The sequence below is a fragment of the Pseudarthrobacter sp. As-47 genome, assembly GCF_058215595.1.
On sequence record NZ_CM177088.1, the window covers coordinates 1,102,224 to 1,120,207 of the forward strand.

The 17,984-nt window shown below is 67.3% G+C and carries 21 protein-coding genes; 14 read left to right on the forward strand and 7 right to left on the reverse strand.

The window, feature by feature from the left end:
- Window positions 1-53: 53 nt before the first annotated feature.
- The 4 genes from AC4BCK_RS05140 to AC4BCK_RS05155 all read left to right on the forward strand — a co-directional run bounded on the left by AC4BCK_RS05140 (window position 54) and on the right by AC4BCK_RS05155 (window position 1,929).
- The gene (locus AC4BCK_RS05140; protein WP_490566670.1) at window positions 54-380 is read left to right on the forward strand and encodes a hypothetical protein; all 327 of its coding nucleotides are present in this window, start codon (window positions 54-56) and stop codon (window positions 378-380) included.
- Between the two features lie 48 nt (window positions 381-428).
- Window positions 429-773 (forward strand): iron chaperone, encoded by a 345-nt coding sequence (locus AC4BCK_RS05145; protein ID WP_174175820.1) that lies wholly within the window; start codon window positions 429-431, stop codon window positions 771-773.
- A 45-nt stretch (window positions 774-818) separates the two neighbouring features.
- On the forward strand, window positions 819-1,331 hold the full coding sequence (locus tag AC4BCK_RS05150) for a mycothiol transferase (protein WP_363938670.1): 513 nt from the start codon (window positions 819-821) through the stop codon (window positions 1,329-1,331).
- A 220-nt stretch (window positions 1,332-1,551) separates the two neighbouring features.
- Window positions 1,552-1,929, forward strand: coding sequence for a VOC family protein (locus AC4BCK_RS05155; protein WP_174175816.1), 378 nt, complete (start codon window positions 1,552-1,554; stop codon window positions 1,927-1,929).
- Between the two features lie 103 nt (window positions 1,930-2,032).
- On the opposite strand, the gene AC4BCK_RS05160 is transcribed toward AC4BCK_RS05155, so the two are convergent.
- Both AC4BCK_RS05160 and AC4BCK_RS05165 read right to left on the reverse strand, forming a co-directional pair.
- Entirely contained in the window at window positions 2,033-2,467 is a 435-nt protein-coding gene (locus AC4BCK_RS05160; RefSeq protein WP_174175814.1) for an ester cyclase, read from the reverse strand.
- Window positions 2,468-2,493: 26 nt separating this feature from the next.
- Window positions 2,494-2,892, reverse strand: coding sequence for a DUF1304 family protein (locus tag AC4BCK_RS05165; protein ID WP_104186288.1), 399 nt, complete (start codon window positions 2,890-2,892; stop codon window positions 2,494-2,496).
- A gap of 120 nt (window positions 2,893-3,012) precedes the next feature.
- On the opposite strand from AC4BCK_RS05165, the gene AC4BCK_RS05170 reads away from it, so the two are divergent.
- The 4 genes from AC4BCK_RS05170 to AC4BCK_RS05185 all read left to right on the forward strand — a co-directional run bounded on the left by AC4BCK_RS05170 (window position 3,013) and on the right by AC4BCK_RS05185 (window position 8,075).
- The gene (locus AC4BCK_RS05170; protein ID WP_490566671.1) at window positions 3,013-4,062 is read left to right on the forward strand and encodes a helix-turn-helix transcriptional regulator; all 1,050 of its coding nucleotides are present in this window, start codon (window positions 3,013-3,015) and stop codon (window positions 4,060-4,062) included.
- A gap of 185 nt (window positions 4,063-4,247) precedes the next feature.
- Window positions 4,248-5,222, forward strand: coding sequence for an ABC transporter ATP-binding protein (locus AC4BCK_RS05175; protein WP_490566672.1), 975 nt, complete (start codon window positions 4,248-4,250; stop codon window positions 5,220-5,222).
- Window positions 5,222-6,841 carry an ABC transporter permease gene (locus AC4BCK_RS05180; RefSeq protein ID WP_490566673.1) on the forward strand — a complete coding sequence of 540 codons (1,620 nt, stop codon included), beginning with the start codon at window positions 5,222-5,224 and terminating at the stop codon, window positions 6,839-6,841. Before AC4BCK_RS05175 ends, AC4BCK_RS05180 begins: the two co-directional genes overlap by 1 nt.
- Window positions 6,842-6,878: 37 nt before the next feature.
- Window positions 6,879-8,075, forward strand: a complete 1,197-nt coding sequence (locus AC4BCK_RS05185) for a glycosyltransferase (RefSeq protein ID WP_251424248.1) — start codon at window positions 6,879-6,881, stop codon at window positions 8,073-8,075.
- A gap of 50 nt (window positions 8,076-8,125) precedes the next feature.
- Here the strand turns inward: AC4BCK_RS05185 and AC4BCK_RS05190 are convergent, their stop codons facing one another.
- Window positions 8,126-8,863 carry a hypothetical protein gene (locus tag AC4BCK_RS05190; RefSeq protein WP_364319478.1) on the reverse strand — a complete coding sequence of 246 codons (738 nt, stop codon included), beginning with the start codon at window positions 8,861-8,863 and terminating at the stop codon, window positions 8,126-8,128.
- Between the two features lie 922 nt (window positions 8,864-9,785).
- Window positions 9,786-11,087 carry a hemolysin family protein gene (locus tag AC4BCK_RS05195; protein ID WP_490566674.1) on the reverse strand — a complete coding sequence of 434 codons (1,302 nt, stop codon included), beginning with the start codon at window positions 11,085-11,087 and terminating at the stop codon, window positions 9,786-9,788.
- Between the two features lie 70 nt (window positions 11,088-11,157).
- Here AC4BCK_RS05195 and AC4BCK_RS05200 point away from each other — a divergent pair, with 70 nt between their 5' ends.
- Window positions 11,158-11,733 (forward strand): SOUL family heme-binding protein, encoded by a 576-nt coding sequence (locus AC4BCK_RS05200; protein ID WP_400575559.1) that lies wholly within the window; start codon window positions 11,158-11,160, stop codon window positions 11,731-11,733.
- A gap of 74 nt (window positions 11,734-11,807) precedes the next feature.
- Here the strand turns inward: AC4BCK_RS05200 and AC4BCK_RS05205 are convergent, their stop codons facing one another.
- From AC4BCK_RS05205 to AC4BCK_RS05215, 3 genes are read right to left on the reverse strand one after another with little or no spacing between them, the layout of a single operon-like run.
- A complete protein-coding gene (locus AC4BCK_RS05205; protein WP_490566675.1) occupies window positions 11,808-12,239 on the reverse strand; it encodes a DUF2177 family protein in 432 nt (143 codons plus the stop codon).
- Window positions 12,236-14,104 (reverse strand): AMP-dependent synthetase/ligase, encoded by a 1,869-nt coding sequence (locus AC4BCK_RS05210; protein ID WP_490566676.1) that lies wholly within the window; start codon window positions 14,102-14,104, stop codon window positions 12,236-12,238. The genes AC4BCK_RS05205 and AC4BCK_RS05210 overlap by 4 nt, the downstream gene beginning before the upstream one ends.
- The gene (locus AC4BCK_RS05215) at window positions 14,101-14,562 is read right to left on the reverse strand and encodes a MarR family winged helix-turn-helix transcriptional regulator (protein WP_400585736.1); all 462 of its coding nucleotides are present in this window, start codon (window positions 14,560-14,562) and stop codon (window positions 14,101-14,103) included. Before AC4BCK_RS05215 ends, AC4BCK_RS05210 begins: the two co-directional genes overlap by 4 nt.
- Before the next feature lie 125 nt (window positions 14,563-14,687).
- Between AC4BCK_RS05215 and AC4BCK_RS05220 the strand changes: the two genes are divergently transcribed.
- The 5 genes from AC4BCK_RS05220 (at window position 14,688) to AC4BCK_RS05240 (ending at window position 17,961) form a co-directional block, all read left to right on the forward strand.
- On the forward strand, window positions 14,688-15,554 hold the full coding sequence (locus AC4BCK_RS05220; RefSeq protein ID WP_490566677.1) for a DUF1295 domain-containing protein: 867 nt from the start codon (window positions 14,688-14,690) through the stop codon (window positions 15,552-15,554).
- A gap of 121 nt (window positions 15,555-15,675) precedes the next feature.
- Window positions 15,676-16,398 carry a VIT1/CCC1 transporter family protein gene (locus AC4BCK_RS05225; protein WP_363938696.1) on the forward strand — a complete coding sequence of 241 codons (723 nt, stop codon included), beginning with the start codon at window positions 15,676-15,678 and terminating at the stop codon, window positions 16,396-16,398.
- 66 nt (window positions 16,399-16,464) lie between these two features.
- Window positions 16,465-16,947: a hypothetical protein gene (locus tag AC4BCK_RS05230; protein WP_363938805.1), complete on the forward strand. Its 483-nt coding sequence runs from the start codon at window positions 16,465-16,467 to the stop codon at window positions 16,945-16,947.
- A gap of 56 nt (window positions 16,948-17,003) precedes the next feature.
- Window positions 17,004-17,339 carry a cupin domain-containing protein gene (locus AC4BCK_RS05235; protein WP_157238926.1) on the forward strand — a complete coding sequence of 112 codons (336 nt, stop codon included), beginning with the start codon at window positions 17,004-17,006 and terminating at the stop codon, window positions 17,337-17,339.
- 115 nt (window positions 17,340-17,454) lie between these two features.
- Window positions 17,455-17,961, forward strand: a complete 507-nt coding sequence (locus AC4BCK_RS05240; protein ID WP_363938697.1) for a GNAT family N-acetyltransferase — start codon at window positions 17,455-17,457, stop codon at window positions 17,959-17,961.
- Window positions 17,962-17,984 lie beyond the last annotated feature (23 nt).

A 17,984-nucleotide genomic window follows, 5' to 3' on the forward strand; every position in this document is an offset into this window, starting at 1 on the left:
AAAGCCCGGTGGCAGGTCTGTTGCCGCCGGACCAACGCCCATAGGGTGGGGCCATGGCTGATGCATTCCCGACACTGATCGAAGCATTCAAGAACGTCAGCGTCTCCAGGGCGTACGGTTCCCCGGTCCAGCTCGGAGGGGAAGAGGTTATCCCGGTGGCGTTGGTGTCCTTCGGGTTCGGTGGAGGCGGCGAAGCCGGGCCGGACGGCGCCTCCGGCGGCGGGGGAGGCGGAATGGTGCTCCCGCTTGGTGTGTACCGGAACGTCGGCGGGCAGGTGTCCTTCCGGCCCAACACCGTGGTGGCACTGGTTTGCCTGGTGCCAGTCATTTCGGCCGTCGGAGCGGCGTTGCGCAAGGCGATCCGGGCTTCGAAAGCGTAGCCGGAAAGCCTGGCGGCGCCGGGCTGCGCACGGGTCTAGACTGACCGCATGGGTGACGTTGACGATTCCCTTGCCGCCTTGGCTGAACCTGCGCGCGGCTGCCTGCAGCGCGTTATCGCGGCCGCGCGGCGCATCGTCCCGGACGCCGAGGAAGGCCGAAGCTACGGGATGCCTGCCCTCAAGCTGGACGGAAAGCCGCTGATCGGTGTGGCGGCGGCAGCCAAGCACCTGTCCATCTTCCCGTTCTCGCCCGGGGTGGTGGACGCCGTCGCGCCCAGGCTGGAGGGCTTTTCACTGTCGAAGGGCACCGTCCGGTTCACCCCGGACCACCCCGTCCCGGATGACGTGGTGGAGGAGATGGTCCGGCTGCGGCAGGCGGAGATCCGGAAATAACGCAGGGGCCCACGCGCCCCTGGGAAAAAACGCAGGAAGGGAACCGTGAAGACCAACGAACTACTGCTGGACGCCTTTGGCCGGATCCGCGAGACCGTGGAGGCCACCCTTGAAGGGCTCGACGGCGGGGCGCTGGCCCTGCGGCCAGGCGGCACCGGCAACTCGATCGCCTGGCTGGTATGGCACCTGGGCCGCGTGGAGGATGCGCAGGTGGCGGACGTCGCTGGCCGCGAGCAGGTGTGGACCGCGCAGGATTTCGTGGGCCGCTTCGCCCTGCCGTTGCCCCGGAAAGACACCGGGTATGGACATTCCAGTGAGCAGGTGGACGCCGTGCGCGCCGAGCCGCGACTGCTTTTGGACTACTACAACGCCGTCCACCGGCAGACCGTGGACTTCCTGGAGACCCTCGGTGATGGTGATCTTGACCGCGTTGTCGACACCCGCTGGGACCCGCCCGTCACGCTCGGTGTGCGGCTTGTCAGCACCCTCGCCGACTGCCTCCAGCACGTTGGACAAGCCGCCTACGCCAAGGGCCTGAAACCTCTGCAGGGTCAATAACATTTCCCTATTTCCGTGGGCGCAATTCGGTTCCATAATGGCCACGTAGGCTTCGGGGACACGCGCGCCATTGATGGCTGGCGGGGCACGCACGGTTCCAGGTGGCCGCCCCGGAAGTGGCGCGACGGGCGGCCATGCGCTCCTCACCGGGATGTCCCGGGGGAGCGCAGCCGGGGGAGAGCAACCGCCATCAGTGCGCACAACGCATAAAGGAATCACCATGCTCAAGGATTCAGCAATCATGGCTGTTCTTCCCGCGAAGGACATCAACAGGGCCAAGGATTTCTACCGGGACAAGCTGGGACTGGAACCCTCTGAAACCATCGAGGAAAGCCTGTTGTACCGCTGCGGCAAGGGAACCAGCTTCCTCATCTACCAGACCGACAACGCCGGCACTGCAAAGAACACCCAGATGGGCTGGGAGACGGACAACCTTGAACGGGACATGGAGGAACTGCGGGGCCGCGGCGTGGTCTTCGAAGACTACGACTTCCCTGGCCTGAAGACGGAGAACGGCGTGTCCACCGACTCATTCGGAAAGGGCGCCTGGTTCCTGGACAGCGAGGGGAACATCCTCAACATCGCCCAGCGCGCGTAGTTCAGGGGCAGTTCCCGAAGAGGACAACGACGCAACACGATGCCGTGGATACCCTCGCAGGGTGTCCACGGCATTTCCGTGAGTTGGTCCCGGCGTCCCACTGTCAGTGCGACGTCAGTTCGCGCATCAGTCCGAGCTGTCCAAGGAACTCCGTCTGGTCGAAGTAGAAGTGGTGGGACGTGATTTCCCCTCCTTCAACCCGGGCGATATCGCAGCTCCGGACCCTGACCTGCTTGCCCGTGGCCGGTATTGTCTCGCCGGTGGGCAGGCTCAGCGGCCCGGTGTTCGTCCCGATGACGAAGCCCTCGTCAATGGCCACGTTTCCGGCCTCGTAGCTGTCACCGTGCTCGTACCGGACGTCGGGCATGGACTCCCAGAAGTGGAAGAGGTAGTTGGTAATGGCGTCGCGCCCGGTCAGTTCCCCTTCGTCGGGGGTGTAGGCAACAGCGTTTGCTGCGTAGCACCGGGCCAGCGTCTCTTTGTCTTTTTCGTCCATGGCCGTGGTGAGACGGTCCATGACTTCGCGTGCCTGTCCCATCGCGGACCTCCAATCAATATCAGTGTTCAGAACGGCAACGTCACCAGTGCCAGCAGGGCCGGAACGGTGGCGCCCAGGGTGCCCGGGATGCTGTCGCCCTTCTTCGGATAGTGGCCCAGCATGTCCGCCAGGAACATGGCCGGAGCGGTCAGCACCATGTTCAGGCAGCAGTAGACCACCAGGGTGTAGCCCACCACCAGGTAGCCCATGTTCACCGCGGCCACCCCCGCCAGGACTCCCAGGCCGATCACCAGGTTCCGGAACCCGGTGGGGATGGCCCACATCATCACGGCCGGAACATTGCGCGGCGGGGTACTCAGGAACTTCTGCGCCCACGGCCGGTGCATCAGGAAGCTTTCCAGCGGGAACACCGCGATGTACACCACTGCGGCGAGGACCGCGAAGATCTGGGATACGGCGTTCATGAGGGAAGAGTACGACGGCGGTGCGCAACTTCCCCATCCCCTGCGAGGGGGTTCCGGGGTGCCCGGGGAATACCCGCTTTGGGGGATTGCGCTGCGGCCACCCGGGCGGATACTGGAGCTATGTGGGAGGAGCGCGCTGAGCGTGCCCGGCGGGACATCGCCGCCCTGGCCACCAGCGGAATGAACCTGGCGGACCTCTACCCTGCGGCGCTCGCGGTGGTGCAGCGCACGGTGCCGTTCGAGCAGGGGTGCTGGGCCGGCGTCGACCCCCACACCCTGGTGATGACGTCCATCACCAACTGGAAGCCGTGGCCGGTGCGGAGAGAGGATTTTGTGGAGTACTCTGCCCGCTTCGCCGAGACTGAATATTCGGAAAACGAACCGAACACCTTCGCCCAGCTGCTGCGGCGTCCCCGTCCCATCGCACGCCTGTCCGACGCCCCGCACCGGGAGGTGGTCCGCAGTGTCCGGATCAATGACCTGCTCAAGCCGCAGGGCCTGGAGCACGAACTGCGGGCGGCCTTCCGGGTGGACGGTACCTGCTGGGGTGTCGGCAGCATCTTCCGCGATGCCGGCCGGGATTTCACGGACCGCGAGGTGGAGTTCCTGGCGGCGGTGACAGCCACCCTGGCGGCCGCCACCAGGATCGCGGTGAGGGCAGGGCACCCAACCCGGGCCGCCGCCGTCGGACCCGTGATTGTGATCGCTGGCCGGCACGGGGAACTGAAGGCGGCAACCCCCGCGGCCGCTTCCTGGCTCGCCGAGGTGGAGGACGCCGCGCCGGGCCGGTTCAGCATGGTGCTGTACTCGGTGGTGGCACAGGCCTCCGCGGCCGTTTCGGGCACGGCCCGGGCCAGGATGCGCGACGCCGGGAACAGCTGGGTGGTGCTGCAGGCCAGCCGCCTGATCACCGGTGACGATCCCGAGCAGATGGTGGTTACCGTGGAACCCGCCACCACCCATGACCTGGCCACCCTGCTGCTGGCCGCGTATGGCGTTACGGCACGCGAACAGGAGGTCTGCCTGGAGGTGCTGTCCGGAAACCCGACGGCGGACATCGCCCGCCACCTGTTCATCTCCCCGCACACTGTGCACGACCACCTGAAGTCGCTCTTCGAGAAGGTGGGTGTGGGCAGCCGCGGCGAACTGGTGGCCAGGCTGGTGGCCTAAGGGCCCCTGCCCCGCCTTGACACACGCCACGGCGCCAGTGCCCTGGGGCTCTTCCTCGCCGGTGCGGGCGCTTGTATGCTGTGGATCGGAGAGCCGGGAAGCCTGGTCGGCCCGCAGTCAATGCCTGCGGAACGCCTTGGCGCCGCCAGGGGCGTTCGCGTGACGAGCCAAGGAGCGGACTGCCGATGAATGCAGCAGCACAACCCGTTATTGAAGCCCACGTCCTGGCTAAGCACTTCGGCAGAACCCGTGCGCTGGACGGTCTCACTTTGAGCGTGGCGCCGGGGGAGGTCCACGGATTCCTGGGTCCCAACGGCGCCGGCAAATCCACCACGCTCCGAATCCTCCTGGGCCTGATCCGTCCCACCGCGGGCACCGCCCGCGTCTTCGGGCTGGACCCGTGGGCCGACCCGGTGGCAGTGCACCGGGACGTTGCCTACGTTCCGGGTGACGTGAGCCTGTGGCCGAACCTTTCCGGCGGCGAAGTCATCGACCTCCTCACAGGCCTGCGCGGCGGTGCCGACGACAAACTGCGCCGCGACCTCATTGCGGAGTTCGAGTTCGATCCCCGCAAGAAGGCCCGGACGTATTCGAAGGGCAACCGGCAGAAGGTCGCCCTGATAGCGGCGTTTGCCCGCCCCGCCCGGCTGTACCTGCTGGATGAGCCGAGCGCCGGCTTGGACCCGGTGATGGATGCCGTATTCCGGCGCCAGATTGCGCGGGTCAGCCGGGACGGAGCCACCGTTTTGCTGTCCAGCCACATCCTCAGCGAAGTGGAACAGCTCTGCGACCGGGTGACCATCATCCGCGCCGGGACAGCCGTGGAAACGGGCACCCTGGGCGAACTGCGGCACCTGCAGCGCACGCATTTCCGCGTCACCGGGTTGGCTGATCCGGCACGGCTGGCTGGGATGCCCGGCACCCACGGGGTGAGTATCGCCGGCAGCGCCGCAGAGTTCGACGCCGACCCCGGGGACCTCGGGGCTGTCCTGGCTGGCATCGCGGAACCGGGGATCAGCGGCCTGTCGGTGGCTCCGCCGTCGCTGGAGTCCCTGTTCCTGCGCCACTACAGCGACGGTAACGGGGGACAGCGGACGGGTGGAAAGCGGGCCGGCAACGGCAAGGACAGCAGCGAGCGCACGGACAGCGGGGTGCTGTGATGCCCGGGGTGCTGCGGCTGCTCCTGTTCCAGGCCCGGCGGGACAGGGTGGCGGTGCCCGTCTGGATCCTGGGCATCACCCTGCTCAGTTTCGCCACCTCCGCCGCCGTCGCCACCCAGTTCGCGGATGAAGCAGCGCAGGTTGCCATCCTCACCCTGGCATCAGCGAATCCTGCGTTCCTGTTCCTCCGCGGCCTGCCGGACGGAACCGGCGTGGGCGCGGTGGTGTTCTTCCAGGGCTATGCGTTCACGGCAGTCCTGGCCGGCCTCATGAGCACCTTCCTGGTGGTACGGCACACGCGCTCGGACGAAGAACTGGGACGGGCCGAACTCCTTGGCTCGGTGCCCATCCCGCGGGCCGCGTCCCTGGCGGCAACGCTGCTGCTGGGAACCGCCGCGAACCTGGTGCTGGCCGTCTTTGTGGCCGGCGCCTTTATCGCGGCCGGACTGCCCGCGGCCGGTTCGGCTGCGGCGGGCGCCGCCGTCGGAAGCGTGGGCATCTTCTTCGTGGCACTTGCGGCCGTGGCCGCCCAGGCCCTGCCGTCGGGACGGAGCACGAACGGTGCCGCCGCGGGACTGGTCGGCGTGGCCTACCTGGTCCGCGGCATCGGGGACGCGCTGGGGACACCGTCAGCGGACCTGCTGCACGTCACAAGTGCCTGGCCTTCGCTCCTCTCGCCCATCGGCTGGGGCCAGCGCACCCGGCCGTTCACCAGCCCGGACCTGGCGGTCCTGCTGGTGCCCCTGGCTGCCGCGGCCGTCCTGACGGCACTGGCGGTAGTGATCCGACGACGGCGGGACGTGGGTGCCAGCCTGCTGCCCGAGCGTGTGGGCAAAGAGCGTGCGGGCGTGGGCGGCCAGTCCTTTGTGGGCCTGGCCTGGCGGCTGCAGCGTTCCACCCTGGCCGGATGGTGTGTGGGGGCCGCCGCCCTGGGAGCGGTGGCAGGCGTGCTCAGTCCCATGGCCTCCGAAACAGTCTCCAGCATTGCACCGTTGAGGGAGCTCATTGCCAGGCTGGTGCCGGGCGGCCAGACCGGACTGATCGACGTGTTCGTCACGGCGCTGCTGGGCATGGCAGGGGTGTTCGCGGCCGCCGCCGGGATCCAGGCAGTCCTCCGGATGCGCGCCGAGGAAGCGGAGGGCAGGGCGGAGATCCTTCTGTCAGCGCCGGTATCCCGTGCCCGCTGGCTGGGCGCCAACCTGTTCGTCGCCGCAGTCTCCGCCGCAGTGGTGTCGACGACGGCGGGAACCGCGGCCGCCGTCGGCCTGGCTGTCTCCGGGACCTCCGACGGGCCCGCCTGGTCACTCGTGCCGGCAGCGCTGGCCCACGTCCCGGCAGCCCTGGTGTTCGCGGCCGCGGCCGCTGTCGCCTTCGCGCTGGCACCTCGGCTGAGCATCCTGGTGGCGTGGGGCGTGCTTGCTGTGGCCATAGTCCTGGGCGAGTTCGGGGAGCTGTTCGGCCTGCCGGCGTGGCTGCAGGACGCGAGCCCGTTCCGGCACTCCTCCGCCATGCCGGTGGAATCCTTCAACCAAGCGGGGGCGGCGGGCCTGCTCCTGGTCGCGGCGGCCGGGGCCGCCCTGGCAGCCTACTTCCTGCGCCGGCGGGACCTGGCAGCATGACGCCAACACTCCCCACCGGGGCAAGGACCCTCGCGCCATGAAGGTGATGCTGCTGACCGCCGGGACGCGCGGCGACGTGGAACCCTTCTTTGCCCTGGCCCGGGCCGCCGCGGCCCGGGGGCACCAGGTCCGGATTGCCATTCCGGAGAACTCCGGCGCGGACACCGCCGGCCTGGACACCGTCAGCCTGCGCATGGACTTCGCACGGCTCGTCAGTGACCAGGGGGTTTCGCCCCGGGCTGCGGCCAGGACCTTCCGGACAGTGATCCGGCCCGCCGTCGGCCAGCTTCTCTCCGCGGCCGTGGAGCATATCGTGGCGTTCGCCCCGGATGTGGTGGTCTATCACCCGAAGGTCCTCAGTGCTCCGGCCGCGGCCCGCAGGCTGGGGATCCCGTCAGTGCTGGTGGAGACCGTGCCCGCGCTGACGCCCACCAGGGAGTTCCCGTCGCCCATCATCCCCGCGGCCAGCCTGGGCCCGCTGAACCGGGCCAGCTACGCCCCGGCCCGGGCGGCCACCCTGATGTTCAGGCGGGAACTGCAATCTGCGCTGGACCTGCTGCCGCCAGGGCGCACACCGGCAACGGAAACCCGCGCCACACTGATCCCCGTCAGTCCCCACCTGCTTCCCCGCCCGTCCGATTGGCCCGAATCGGTGCACCTGACGGGCCATTGGGCCGACAAACCCGCGGCCACGGAAATCGACGACGAGCTGGAAGCTTTCCTCAACGGCGGGGATGTTGTGTACGCGGGGTTCGGGTCCATGAAGGCCGGCGACGCCCGGGCCCGCGGCGAAGCGATCATTGAGGCGGCCCGGAGGAACGGCCTGAGGGCGCTTGTTGCCACGGGCTGGGGAGGGATCGACATTCCGGCGGCTGCGATGGGCGGTGATGTCCTGGTCAGAAAATCGGTGGCCCACCACCTGGTCCTGCCACGCGCCGCGGCCGCGATCTACCACGGCGGGGCGGGAACGGTCCATGCCGTGGCGCGGGCAGGGGTTCCGTCCGTGGTGGTGCCGTTCATCGCTGACCAGCCGTTCTGGGGAGCAGTCCTGCACCGGCGCGGCCTCGGCCCGCAGCCGGTCCCGTACCGGAAACTCACCGCGGACACGCTGGCCCGTGTCCTTGGCGAGGCAGGAAGCTGCCGTGGTCAGGCCGCGCGCACCGGTGAGCTGGTGCGCGCAGAGGACGGGACCGCCGTCGCGCTTGGTGTCCTGGAAAACCTGGCGGGTGCGTAGGCGCCCAGGTTCCCGGGCCCGGAAGTCCCCAGGCTCGGGAAGTCTGATGTTCAGTCAGCCCCGGGAACGCTGGCGGGGAGATGGCGGGCGGGGTCGAACGCGTCAAAGGATGACGCGCCGATCAGGAAGATGCCACGCTGCGGAATCCAGAAGTCGCCCAGCCGGGTCTGCACGCGCAGTGGCTGCAGGGTGCCAAAGTCTTGCCCTCCCAGCGAGGCCGAGCTGCGGGACACGAACCACAGGCGGCGGGGTTTCGCGCGGAAGCCCTGCCCGTTGGGAACAGCCCCGGTCAATCCAAGCCGTCCCGCTCGCAACACCGGTCCCGAGGCCGCACCCATGGCTTTCAGGACCGCCGTGTTCTCCAGGACCGCGCCAGGCAGGGCCGCCAGCACCGCCGTCATGGCACGCGTGACGGGCGTTGACGCCAGCTCAAGGTCCCAGGCCAGGTCCACGTCCGCGCCAATGTGCACACTGAACGCCGAATCGCCCGTCCAGGTGACCGTGACAGGGCATTGGACCGCAGCCTCCAGGGCGGCGCCGAAGTAGCGGGCGCAGGACACGGCGGGCGGGGCGTCGGCGTAGATGGTCCAGGAGCCGGAGGGCCGGCGCAGCCACACCGATTTATACCCGGGCCCAACACTGGTGACGGGGAAACGCCGCATGGCCAGGACATGGCCGGAACTGAAGGACAGGCCCATCACCCCGTACCCGGAAAACCGCTCATCCTCCCCGGAACCCAGGGCAGCACTCTGTTCAGCTTCGAGGACCTGCGCCCGGATGCTCTTCATGGCTTCCCTGCCTCCACCGTCAGCGGTGGCGTCAGTCTACGCCCGGCTGTCCTGCCGCGGGAGTGACCCGGATCCACCCAGGGACTCTTCCGACGTTTCCTGACAGTGGCCCGGTTCTAACGCAAGTGATTGTTGACTCCTCTTGAGTCCTGAGTAGGCTCACAGATGCCGGGGAACGCGACAGTAGTTGTTTCGGCGCTGCGCGGCACTGCCATTGGCAGTCGCTTCGCCGGCGTCGCCCCGCCGAATGTTTCGGCGACATTTGACGTGCGGCTATCTTCTGGAAGCCCATCTTTCTGCTGCGGTCAATTGACCGTCCAAGCCGGATCATTGGAGACATCATGCGTTTTCCTGCACTAAGTCAACTCGTTCCCGTTTCCCTTCTTGCCGCCGCGGTACTGGCAATACCAACTGCAGCAGCGGGCGCCCCACCTATCCCAAACGATCCCCTGGCACCGTTTGATCCCATCGATCTTCCCGCTGGGATCGCGTGTCCGGACTTCGACTTGCGGATTGAAGGCTCCGACCCTATGGGAAAGGTGAGGACATTTGTGGACCAGAACGGCGATCCTGTGCGGATCCTGACGACCGGACGGGGTTACACCCTGACATTTACCAACTTAGACACGGGCGAAGAGTTAGTTACCAGATCAACGGGATCAAGTCAGGTTACAGTCCCCAACGCAGACGGTACCTACAGCTCCACGATCCGAGGTTCCGCGCTGATAATTTTGTTCCCGGAGGATGATCCCGCGGGGCCTAGCAGCAATATCTATCACGGCCGTACGGTTTTCTCATTGGAGTCGGATGGTTCAACATTCACGTCGTTGGCAACATATGGGACGAGTTTAGACATATGCGAGGCACTGGGCTGAGCTGAGCCTTTTCCTCGGTAAACCTGCCTCCACCGTCACCGGTGGCGTCAGTCTACGCCCGCCTGCCCTTCCGCGGGAGTGACCCGGATCCGGGAGATGCGCAGCCGGTCCATCGCCGTCACGGTGAGAACGTGGCCGGCCACCTCAACGCTGTCGCCCACCCGGGGGAGCCGGCCCAGCCGGTCGATGACGTACCCGGCCACGGTCTCATAGTGGCCCTCCGGCAGTTCGATGCCGGACGCTGTCTCAAACTCCTGCAGGATCAGGGCGCCGTCCACGTCCACCGTCCCGTTGGCCCGTGTGATGCGGTCCTCGGCGTCCACGCCGGTGTCGTACTCGTCGTAGATTTCTCCCACCAGCTCCTCCACCAGGTCCTCGAGGGTGACGATGCCGTCCGTGCCGCCGTACTCGTCCACCACCAGCGCGATGTGCTGGCCCAGGCGGCGCATCCGGGACAGCGAGGGCAGTACTTTGTTGGTGCCCGGCAGCGGAAGGATCTCCCGCACGATGCCCCGCACCGGACCGTCGTCGTACCCTCCCTCGCGGGGCATAAGGTCACGAATGTGGACAAACCCCAGGACGTCGTCGGGCGTTTTATCCATGACGGGATAGCGCGAGAACGGGCCGTCCCGCACCATGCCGCGTGCCTCGGCGATGCTCAGGCTGCCGTTGATGAACGTCACCTCGGTGCGCGGGCGCATCACCTCCTGCAGCGAGCGCTCGCCGGCGCCGAACACGTCGCTGAGGATAACGCGGCTGTGTTCCTCCAGCATGTCGCTCTCGGCCACCATGTCCCACAGTTCCTCGGAGCTGATGCTTTCCTGCTTGGCGTGGGGGTCGCCGCCGAAGAGCCGCACCACCGCGTCCGTGGAGACGGACAGCAGCCAGATGGCGGGCCGCATGATTTCGGAGAGGACGCCCAGCGGCGGGGCCAGGACCTTGGTGAAGCCGACGGCGCTCTGCATTGCCAGGCGCTTGGGCACCAGTTCGCCGAGCACCAGGGAAAGGTACGCCACCAGCAGCGTCATGCCGATGAAGGCGGCCGGCTCGGCCGCGGAGCCGAAGCCAATGCCTTCCAGGAGGGGCTCGACGTCCGGCGCGATGGTGGACGCACCGTACGCGGCGGAGAAGAACCCGGACAGCGTGACGCCGATCTGGACGGTGGACAGGAACCGGTTGGGGTTGCCCGCCAGGGCGGCGATCCGGGCCCCGCGCTTCCCGGATTTTTCCATCCGGCGGACCTGGCTCTCGCGGAGGGACACCAGCGCCATCTCCGTGCCGGCGAACACCCCGCCCAGCAGCACAAAGAAGAGGACCAACAGGAAGTTGAGCAGGGTGTCGCTGTCCATGATCAGACACTACCCAATGGGGCCGCCCGGGTTACGCTCCGGGGCTTTGCGGCGTAGGGTCTGAGGGACCATGACTGAACAGCAACCCTATGAGCTCGTGAGGCGCTACCCGCACTTCGAGCTGCGCCGCTATCCCGCCTATGCTGTGGCGGAAGTCCAGGTCAACGCGACTTTTGACCGTGCCGGGAACGCCGCATTCAGGCACCTCTTCAACTACATCAGCGGCAGCAACACCGCGCGGCAGAAGCTCGCCATGACGGCGCCCGTCATCCAGGCGCCGGGGGCCTCGCAGAAGCTGGCGATGACCGCCCCCGTGCTCCAAAGCGGCCCGCTGCAGGGCGGTGCACCCACTGATTTTTCCGTTGCTTTTGTGCTGCCTGCGGGGCTCACCGCAGAGACGGCACCCGTTCCGCAGAATCCCGACGTGAAAATCCGTGCCGTCCCCGGCTCCCTGACAGCGGTTGTCCGGTTCTCCGGCAGCGGTTCGGAGGCCGCGTTTGCCCGGAACAACGAGGGGCTGCAGGCCGCGCTGAACCTGGTAGGGCTGGCGCCCGTGGGGCCGCCCCGGTTCGCCCGCTTTGATCCGCCGTTCAAGCCGTGGTTCCTCCGCCACAACGAGGTGCTGCAGGACGTCGCGGACGCCTAAGGAAAGGACGACGGCGGAGGGTGCGTGCCGCCGTCGGACCCGCACCGGTGCTTGCTGCTTTGGCCAGGAGTGCGTCAGGACGCGCGGTCCCTCGCGAGGAACCGGCGCAGGACGGTGGCCGTCAGCCAGGTGACCAGGCTGCAGGCCGCGGCGCCCCAGAGGATGTCCGTCACGGCGACGACGGCGGGGAAGTCCTTGAGCACGGCAAACGCCGTGAGCGCCCAGGTGGCATAGGTGAAGAAGCCGAACAGCGCCGCGCCCGTGACCCGCTGCCGCAGGGTGGCGTGCGCGTCGTTGGGGCGGACGCCGTAGTGCACCATCCCGGCCACGAAGATGAGGTAGAAGGCCACGGCTCCGGCAGCGTTGGGCCTGGGGGCAATCAGGTGGCCGATCTGGCTTTGGTAGAGGTTGCTCGCCACAAAGCTGATCCAGACGAGGTCCAGCACAGCGAAGATCACGGCGGTGACCGCGTAGGAGAACAGCCATCTTTTGGTCCGGGTGTTCATGCTTGGCTCCTTGACTCGGCGTAGAGGTTCTCCACGATGTGGCGGGCGCGTTCGGTGAACGCGGTGCGTTTGAGTTTCATGGTGGGTGTGACCATTCCGTTGGCTTCGCTGAGGTCGGCCAGCAGCAGCACGAACGTGCGCACCTGCTCGGAGCGGGCCAGCTTTGCGTTGGCGGCACTGACCGCTTTGCCGATGGTGCTGAGGAGGCGCGCGTCCTCGATCTGGACGGCGCAACCGTCGTCCGGGACCCGCAGCCCGGCGAGATCGTTGATGCCCTCGCGCTCGGCCCACGCCGTGACCGACTCGGGGTCCAGCAGCACCAGGCCGCCCAGGTACGGTTTGCCCTCGCCCACCATGACGGCGTGGGCCACGAGCGGATCGCCCTCCACATAGCCTTCCCAGATGGCCGGGGTGATGGTCTTGCCGCCGGCGGTGACAATCACGTCCTTGATCCGGCCCTTGAGGGTGAGCCGTCCCAGCTCGTCGAGCTCTCCGAGGTCCCCTGTGTGGAAGTACCCGTCCGTGAACGCGTCCTGGTTGTCCGCCGGCCTGCGGTAGCCGGCGAACACGCCCACGCCGCGGGCCAGCACCTCGCCGCGGTCCGAGATGCGCACGGTGGTTCCGGGCATCGGGACGCCCACCGTTCCGGCGCTGATGGCGTCCGGCATGTTCCCGGTGAGCGGCGCGGTGGTTTCCGTGAGGCCGTAGCCCTCGATGACGGGCAGGCCCAGGCCGCGGAAGAACAGGGACAGCTCGGCGTCCAGTGCGGCGGCGCCGGAGAGCAGGTAGTCCAGGCGGCAGCCCACCAGCGCGCGCAGCCGGGCGTAGAAAAGGCGGTCGAACACTGCATGCCTGGCACGCAGGCCGAGCGGGGCGCGGACGGAGGGGTCGGCGTCGTGCGCTTCGGCGAACCGGCCCCACTCCACCGCGGTCTGCTGCGCCGCCACCCACACCCGCCCCAGGTGCTTACGGGCTGCGGCGGCGGCAGCGGACGCCTGGATCTTCTGGAGCACGCGGGGGACCACCACCAGGAACGTGGGCTTCAGGACGCCGAGGGCGGGCACCACGTCCCTGGGATCGGAGAGGTGGGCGATGCGCATGCCGTTGGCCAGGCAGATCAGCTGCAGGCCGCGGGCCAGCACGTGGGCCATGGGCAGGAAGATGACGGTGTTGCCGCCTTCGCGGACCACGCCCGTGTAGGCGGCGCCCACGTTGAGCACCTGGCCCACGAAGTTGCCGTGGGTGATAAGGGCGCCCTTGGGGGCGGCGGTGGTGCCGGAGGTGTAGACGATGGTGGCCACCGAGTCGAGGTCCGGCAGCAGGCGCCGCTCCTCGACGGCGCTGTCCGGGACGCCGGCGCCGCGCTGCGTCAGCTCGGCAAGGTCCGCGCCGGGGCGCGGGTCCATGGTCCAGACGCCCAGGCTGGTCCGTCCGGCCTGTTCAAAGCCCTGTTCCAGCAGGAGGGCATGCCCGGCGGTGCCAGCGATGGCCAGGCGGACGGCGGCGTCGTCGAGGACCGCGGCCACCTGGGGCAGGGCGGAGGTTTCGTAGACGGGGACCACGACGGCGGCGGCGAACCACGCTGCCATGTCCGCCACCGCCCACTCGTACCGGGTGGGCGACATGATGGCGAGGGATTCGCCGGGCTGCAGTCCGGCGGCGATGAGGCCTTTGGCAAGGGCGCGCACCTCCCCGACGAACTGCCGGGTGGTCACCTGGCGCCACGGATCCGTGATGGCGCCTTCGGAAGCGCGCACCTCGAAGGCGACGTGGTCCGGGGACGTCCGGAACCGCTGCATCAGCAGCTCCGTGGCGTTCCGGTGGCTGGACGGTTCAACCAGCAGCGGGGTGGAGAACTCTCTCAAGCGGTGTCCTTTGGTGTAAGCGTGTGCAGGTGGTCCTGCATGAGGCGCTGGGCGGTGTGGAGGAACCCGGCCACGGCGTCCTGTTGGGCGGCGGGCAGCGATTCGATGTGCCGGTTGGTGGCGTCCATGAGGGGCCGCATCAGGTGCATGATGTCCCGGGAGGCGGCGGCGGTGGCGCTGACGTGGACATGGCGGCGGTCGCCTCCGCCCCGGAGGCGTTCGGCGTAGCCGCGGGTTTGCAGCCGGTTGACGATCGCGGTGGTGGTGGCGGCCGTGGCGCCCAGCTTCACAGCGAGGTTCCCCACCGTCAGGGGTCCGGACTGGGACAGGGCAGAGAGGGCGCGGTAGTCGGTGAGGTTCAGCCCCAGCCTGCCTGCCACTTCGCGTTCGGTCTCGTTGGCCAGTGCCAGCACTGCCTGTAGGGCAAGGGCGGCCGGATGGTACGTGCGTGCGCTCATGGTTCCTCCTCTCCTTCGCTAGTCTATATAGTAATTAGATAAGCTTGTAATCAAATCAGTTTGAATAGGCGGTTGCGCCGGTGCCTCCAGCGGCTTCCGGCCCGGCGTGCGAAAGGAACATCCTCATGAAGGACTCGGACCGTAAGGCGCTCATCATTTTTGTCATTGCGGTGCTGGTGGGGGCTCTCGTTGCCGTCGCCGGTAGCCAGGGTGGTGCCACCGTGGGCGGTTTCCCACTTTTTGCACTGGGGGTGGCGGCGGCGTTCCTCATTCAATGGCTGGCCTTTATCCCCGCGTTCAAGGCGCAGACCGAAAAGTACTACGACCTCACCGGCGCCCTGACCTACATCTCCATCACGGTCCTCCTGGTCCTGTTCACGCCGGGCGTCGATGCGCGCGGCCTGCTGCTGGCGGCCATGGTGGTGGTGTGGGCCCTCCGGCTGGGAAGCTTCCTCTTCCGCCGCGTCAGCAAGCACGGCAAGGACGACCGCTTCGACGAAATCAAGCCGTCCTACCTCCGCTTCCTGAACACCTGGACCGTGCAGGGCCTGTGGGTTGTCCTCACCGCGGCCGCGGCCTGGATCGCGATTACCTCCGCCACCCGGGTGGGGCTGGACTGGTGGGCGCTGGCAGGCTTCCTGGTGTGGGCTGTTGGCTTCGGCATTGAGGCTGTGGCGGACAACCAGAAGGGCCGGTTCAAGGCCGACCCGGCCAATGAGGGCAGGTTCATCTCCACGGGCCTGTGGTCAAAGTCCCGGCACCCCAACTACTTCGGCGAGATTGTGCTCTGGGTCGGGGTGCTCCTGATCGCCGTGCCGGTGCTGGAGGGCTGGCAGTGGGTGGCACTGCTGTCCCCGGTGTTCGTGGCGCTGCTGCTGATCAAGGGCAGCGGCATCCCGCTCCTGGAGAAGAAGGCGGACAAGAAGTGGGGCGGCGAGCGCGAGTACGAGGAATATAAGAAAAATACCCCGGTCCTGATCCCGAAGCTGTAGGAGGGCTTAAGTTCGACGGTATTCGTGTCGAAGGACCCAAACATCGGGCCGAGATCCGGAGCGGGGAAGGGCATGCAAACCTGGGTAGTCCAAGCAGTTGTCCGGTGCTTTACTTGCCCTTATGTCTGAGTTGCTTAAGCCGCATCCGAATGAGCCCCACAACGATTCCGTTGCCGCCCGGCTGAACTGGCTGCGGGCTGGTGTCCTTGGCGCGAACGACGGCATAGTCTCCGTTGCCGCCACCGTGGTGGGTGTTGCCGGCGTTACCAACGATGTCACTCCTATCCTGGTGGCCGGAGCGGCGGCGGTGGTGGGTGGTGCCGTTTCCATGGCTCTGGGCGAGTACGTTTCGGTCAGCAGCCAGAGCGACAGCCAGCGCGCCCTGATCGACAAGGAACGTCAGGAACTTCGCGACGATCCCGAAGGTGAGCTGGAAGAACTTGCCGCGATTTACAAAGCCAAAGGGCTCAGTGAAGCGACGGCCCGGACGGTAGCCCGCGAACTCACCGACCACGATGCTTTGGGCGCGCACCTGGAAGCCGAACTAAAAATAGACGAGGGACAGGTGGCCAGTGCCTGGCATGCTGCGCTTGCGTCAGCGATCGCCTTCACCATCGGCGCGGTCCTGCCCCTACTGGCGATCCTCCTTCCCCCTGCCGAGGTGCGGGTCCCGCTCACGTTCGCGGCCGTAGTAATCGCCCTTGCGCTCACGGGCTCCGTCAGTGCAAACATCGGAGGGAGTTCCAAGCGGAAGGCGACCCTGCGGCTGGTCGTTGGTGGTGCCCTTGCCATGGCCTTCACCTACGGTGTTGGGCTGCTGCTGGGAACCACCGGAATCGCCTAGCTCCCCAGCATCTCCCCGCGCAGTCCAATAACAACCACAGCGCCTTACATTCCAGGAGTTACCTTGATGGAAATCGGTGGCCTGCCGGCCCACATCCTCTTGATCCACGGCGTTGTTGTCCTTTCGCCCCTGGCAGGTTTGATGGCGGTGGTTTTCGCTCTCTTGCGTCGCAGCCGGGCCTACTTGGCCTGGCCCCTGGGGGCGTTGGCAGTCCTGCTGGTGCCGCTGTCCGTCCTGACCGCGGAAGCAGGAGAGCAGCTGGAAGATATCCGGCCAGCGTCACAGCTCATAAAACAGCATGCCGAGGACGGCAGTTTCTTCAGATACGTTACGGTCATCTTTCTCGTTGTCGTTGCCAGCCAGGTCCTCGCTTCCTTCCCGTCCGCGGTGACGCGGTGGCCGGCGTTTCGCGGCGTCGGACGTGTGCTGGGCGTCCGCTGGCTTATCCCGGTGACATCAATCCTGGGAGTAGTGGCGGGCGTGTTCCTGATCTACGAGTCTGTGGTGACGGGACATTCCGGTTCAGCATCGGTGTGGAGCGGAGCCTAGACACGGCGGGACCCTTTGCCCTGGCCCCTGCCGTTCGTAGTGGGTACGGTGTCCGCATGCAGAAGATATCGATTGATGCCCTGGCCCGCCAGCAGCTCGAGGCGGCGGTGGCGGCCCCCAGCGGGCGGGCGGCGGACACGGCGTTCGGCGGTCACGAGAAGAAGCTGCGCCAGACGGTCATGGCCTTCCGGGCCGGCACCCAGCTGAGCGAGCACCAGAATCCCGGCGAGGCCACGGTCTACGTGATCAGGGGATCGGTGTGGCTCAAGTCCGGCGGTGAGGCCTGGCAGGGAAAGGCTGGGGACCTCCTGATCGTCCCGAACGGGTTGCACAGCCTGGAAGCTGAGGAGGACTCGGCGGTGTTGTTCACGGTGGTCAAGACCGACCGGTGAGGGCTGCGGCGTGCAGTACGAGCCGTAGGACCGTTGGCTGCTGGCTTCCCCAGCCGGGCGGTCCGCCGATCTCCTTCAGTGCCCGCGTGTGCGCGTCGAAAGCTAGGCTGGCGCAATGGACTTTCAACTTCGCCAGGCCACGCCCGAGGACGCCGAGGCGGTGGTCCTTATGCACACATTGGCTCACGAGGAGTGCTACCCGCACCTGCTATCACCCGGGTTCTTCCGCGGACGCAGGGCCAGCATCCCCGAACGGGTGGAGCGGCGCCGGCCGAACCTGGCTGTCACGGATCCGCGGATCATCGCAGTGGACGCCAACAACGAACTGGTGGGCTTCGCGGACGCCGGGCCGGGCCGCGATGAGGACAGCCCCGAAGCGCTGGAGCTGTATTCCATCTACACCCTCCGCCGGACGTACGGAACGGGGCTCGGCGCAGCCCTTATCAGCGCCGCCATTGGCGACCGCCCCGCCTACCTGTGGGTGGTGGAGGACAATCCGCGGGCGCTGGCCTTCTACCTGAAGCAGGGTTTCCGCCCGGACGGCAAGCGCAACACGCTGCCGCCGGAGTGGGAGGAACTGCCCGAGTTCCGGATGGTCCGGCAGGCACCGTCCGGAGGCTAAACAACCGGAAGCGGCAACACAGC

Coding starts and splice junctions, on each gene's coding strand:
- AC4BCK_RS05140 (WP_490566670.1), top strand. CDS start 54: ATGGCTGATGCATTCCCGACACTGATCGAAGCATTCAAGAACGTCAGC.
- AC4BCK_RS05145 (WP_174175820.1), top strand. CDS start 429: ATGGGTGACGTTGACGATTCCCTTGCCGCCTTGGCTGAACCTGCGCGC.
- AC4BCK_RS05155 (WP_174175816.1), top strand. CDS start 1,552: ATGCTCAAGGATTCAGCAATCATGGCTGTTCTTCCCGCGAAGGACATC.
- AC4BCK_RS05160 (WP_174175814.1), bottom strand. CDS start 2,467: ATGGGACAGGCACGCGAAGTCATGGACCGTCTCACCACGGCCATGGAC.
- AC4BCK_RS05165 (WP_104186288.1), bottom strand. CDS start 2,892: ATGAACGCCGTATCCCAGATCTTCGCGGTCCTCGCCGCAGTGGTGTAC.
- AC4BCK_RS05170 (WP_490566671.1), top strand. CDS start 3,013: ATGTGGGAGGAGCGCGCTGAGCGTGCCCGGCGGGACATCGCCGCCCTG.
- AC4BCK_RS05175 (WP_490566672.1), top strand. CDS start 4,248: ATGAATGCAGCAGCACAACCCGTTATTGAAGCCCACGTCCTGGCTAAG.
- AC4BCK_RS05180 (WP_490566673.1), top strand. CDS start 5,222: ATGCCCGGGGTGCTGCGGCTGCTCCTGTTCCAGGCCCGGCGGGACAGG.
- AC4BCK_RS05185 (WP_251424248.1), top strand. CDS start 6,879: ATGAAGGTGATGCTGCTGACCGCCGGGACGCGCGGCGACGTGGAACCC.
- AC4BCK_RS05190 (WP_364319478.1), bottom strand. CDS start 8,863: ATGAAGAGCATCCGGGCGCAGGTCCTCGAAGCTGAACAGAGTGCTGCC.
- AC4BCK_RS05195 (WP_490566674.1), bottom strand. CDS start 11,087: ATGGACAGCGACACCCTGCTCAACTTCCTGTTGGTCCTCTTCTTTGTG.
- AC4BCK_RS05200 (WP_400575559.1), top strand. CDS start 11,158: ATGACTGAACAGCAACCCTATGAGCTCGTGAGGCGCTACCCGCACTTC.
- AC4BCK_RS05205 (WP_490566675.1), bottom strand. CDS start 12,239: ATGAACACCCGGACCAAAAGATGGCTGTTCTCCTACGCGGTCACCGCC.
- AC4BCK_RS05215 (WP_400585736.1), bottom strand. CDS start 14,562: ATGAGCGCACGCACGTACCATCCGGCCGCCCTTGCCCTACAGGCAGTG.
- AC4BCK_RS05220 (WP_490566677.1), top strand. CDS start 14,688: ATGAAGGACTCGGACCGTAAGGCGCTCATCATTTTTGTCATTGCGGTG.
- AC4BCK_RS05225 (WP_363938696.1), top strand. CDS start 15,676: ATGTCTGAGTTGCTTAAGCCGCATCCGAATGAGCCCCACAACGATTCC.
- AC4BCK_RS05230 (WP_363938805.1), top strand. CDS start 16,465: ATGGAAATCGGTGGCCTGCCGGCCCACATCCTCTTGATCCACGGCGTT.
- AC4BCK_RS05235 (WP_157238926.1), top strand. CDS start 17,004: ATGCAGAAGATATCGATTGATGCCCTGGCCCGCCAGCAGCTCGAGGCG.
- AC4BCK_RS05240 (WP_363938697.1), top strand. CDS start 17,455: ATGGACTTTCAACTTCGCCAGGCCACGCCCGAGGACGCCGAGGCGGTG.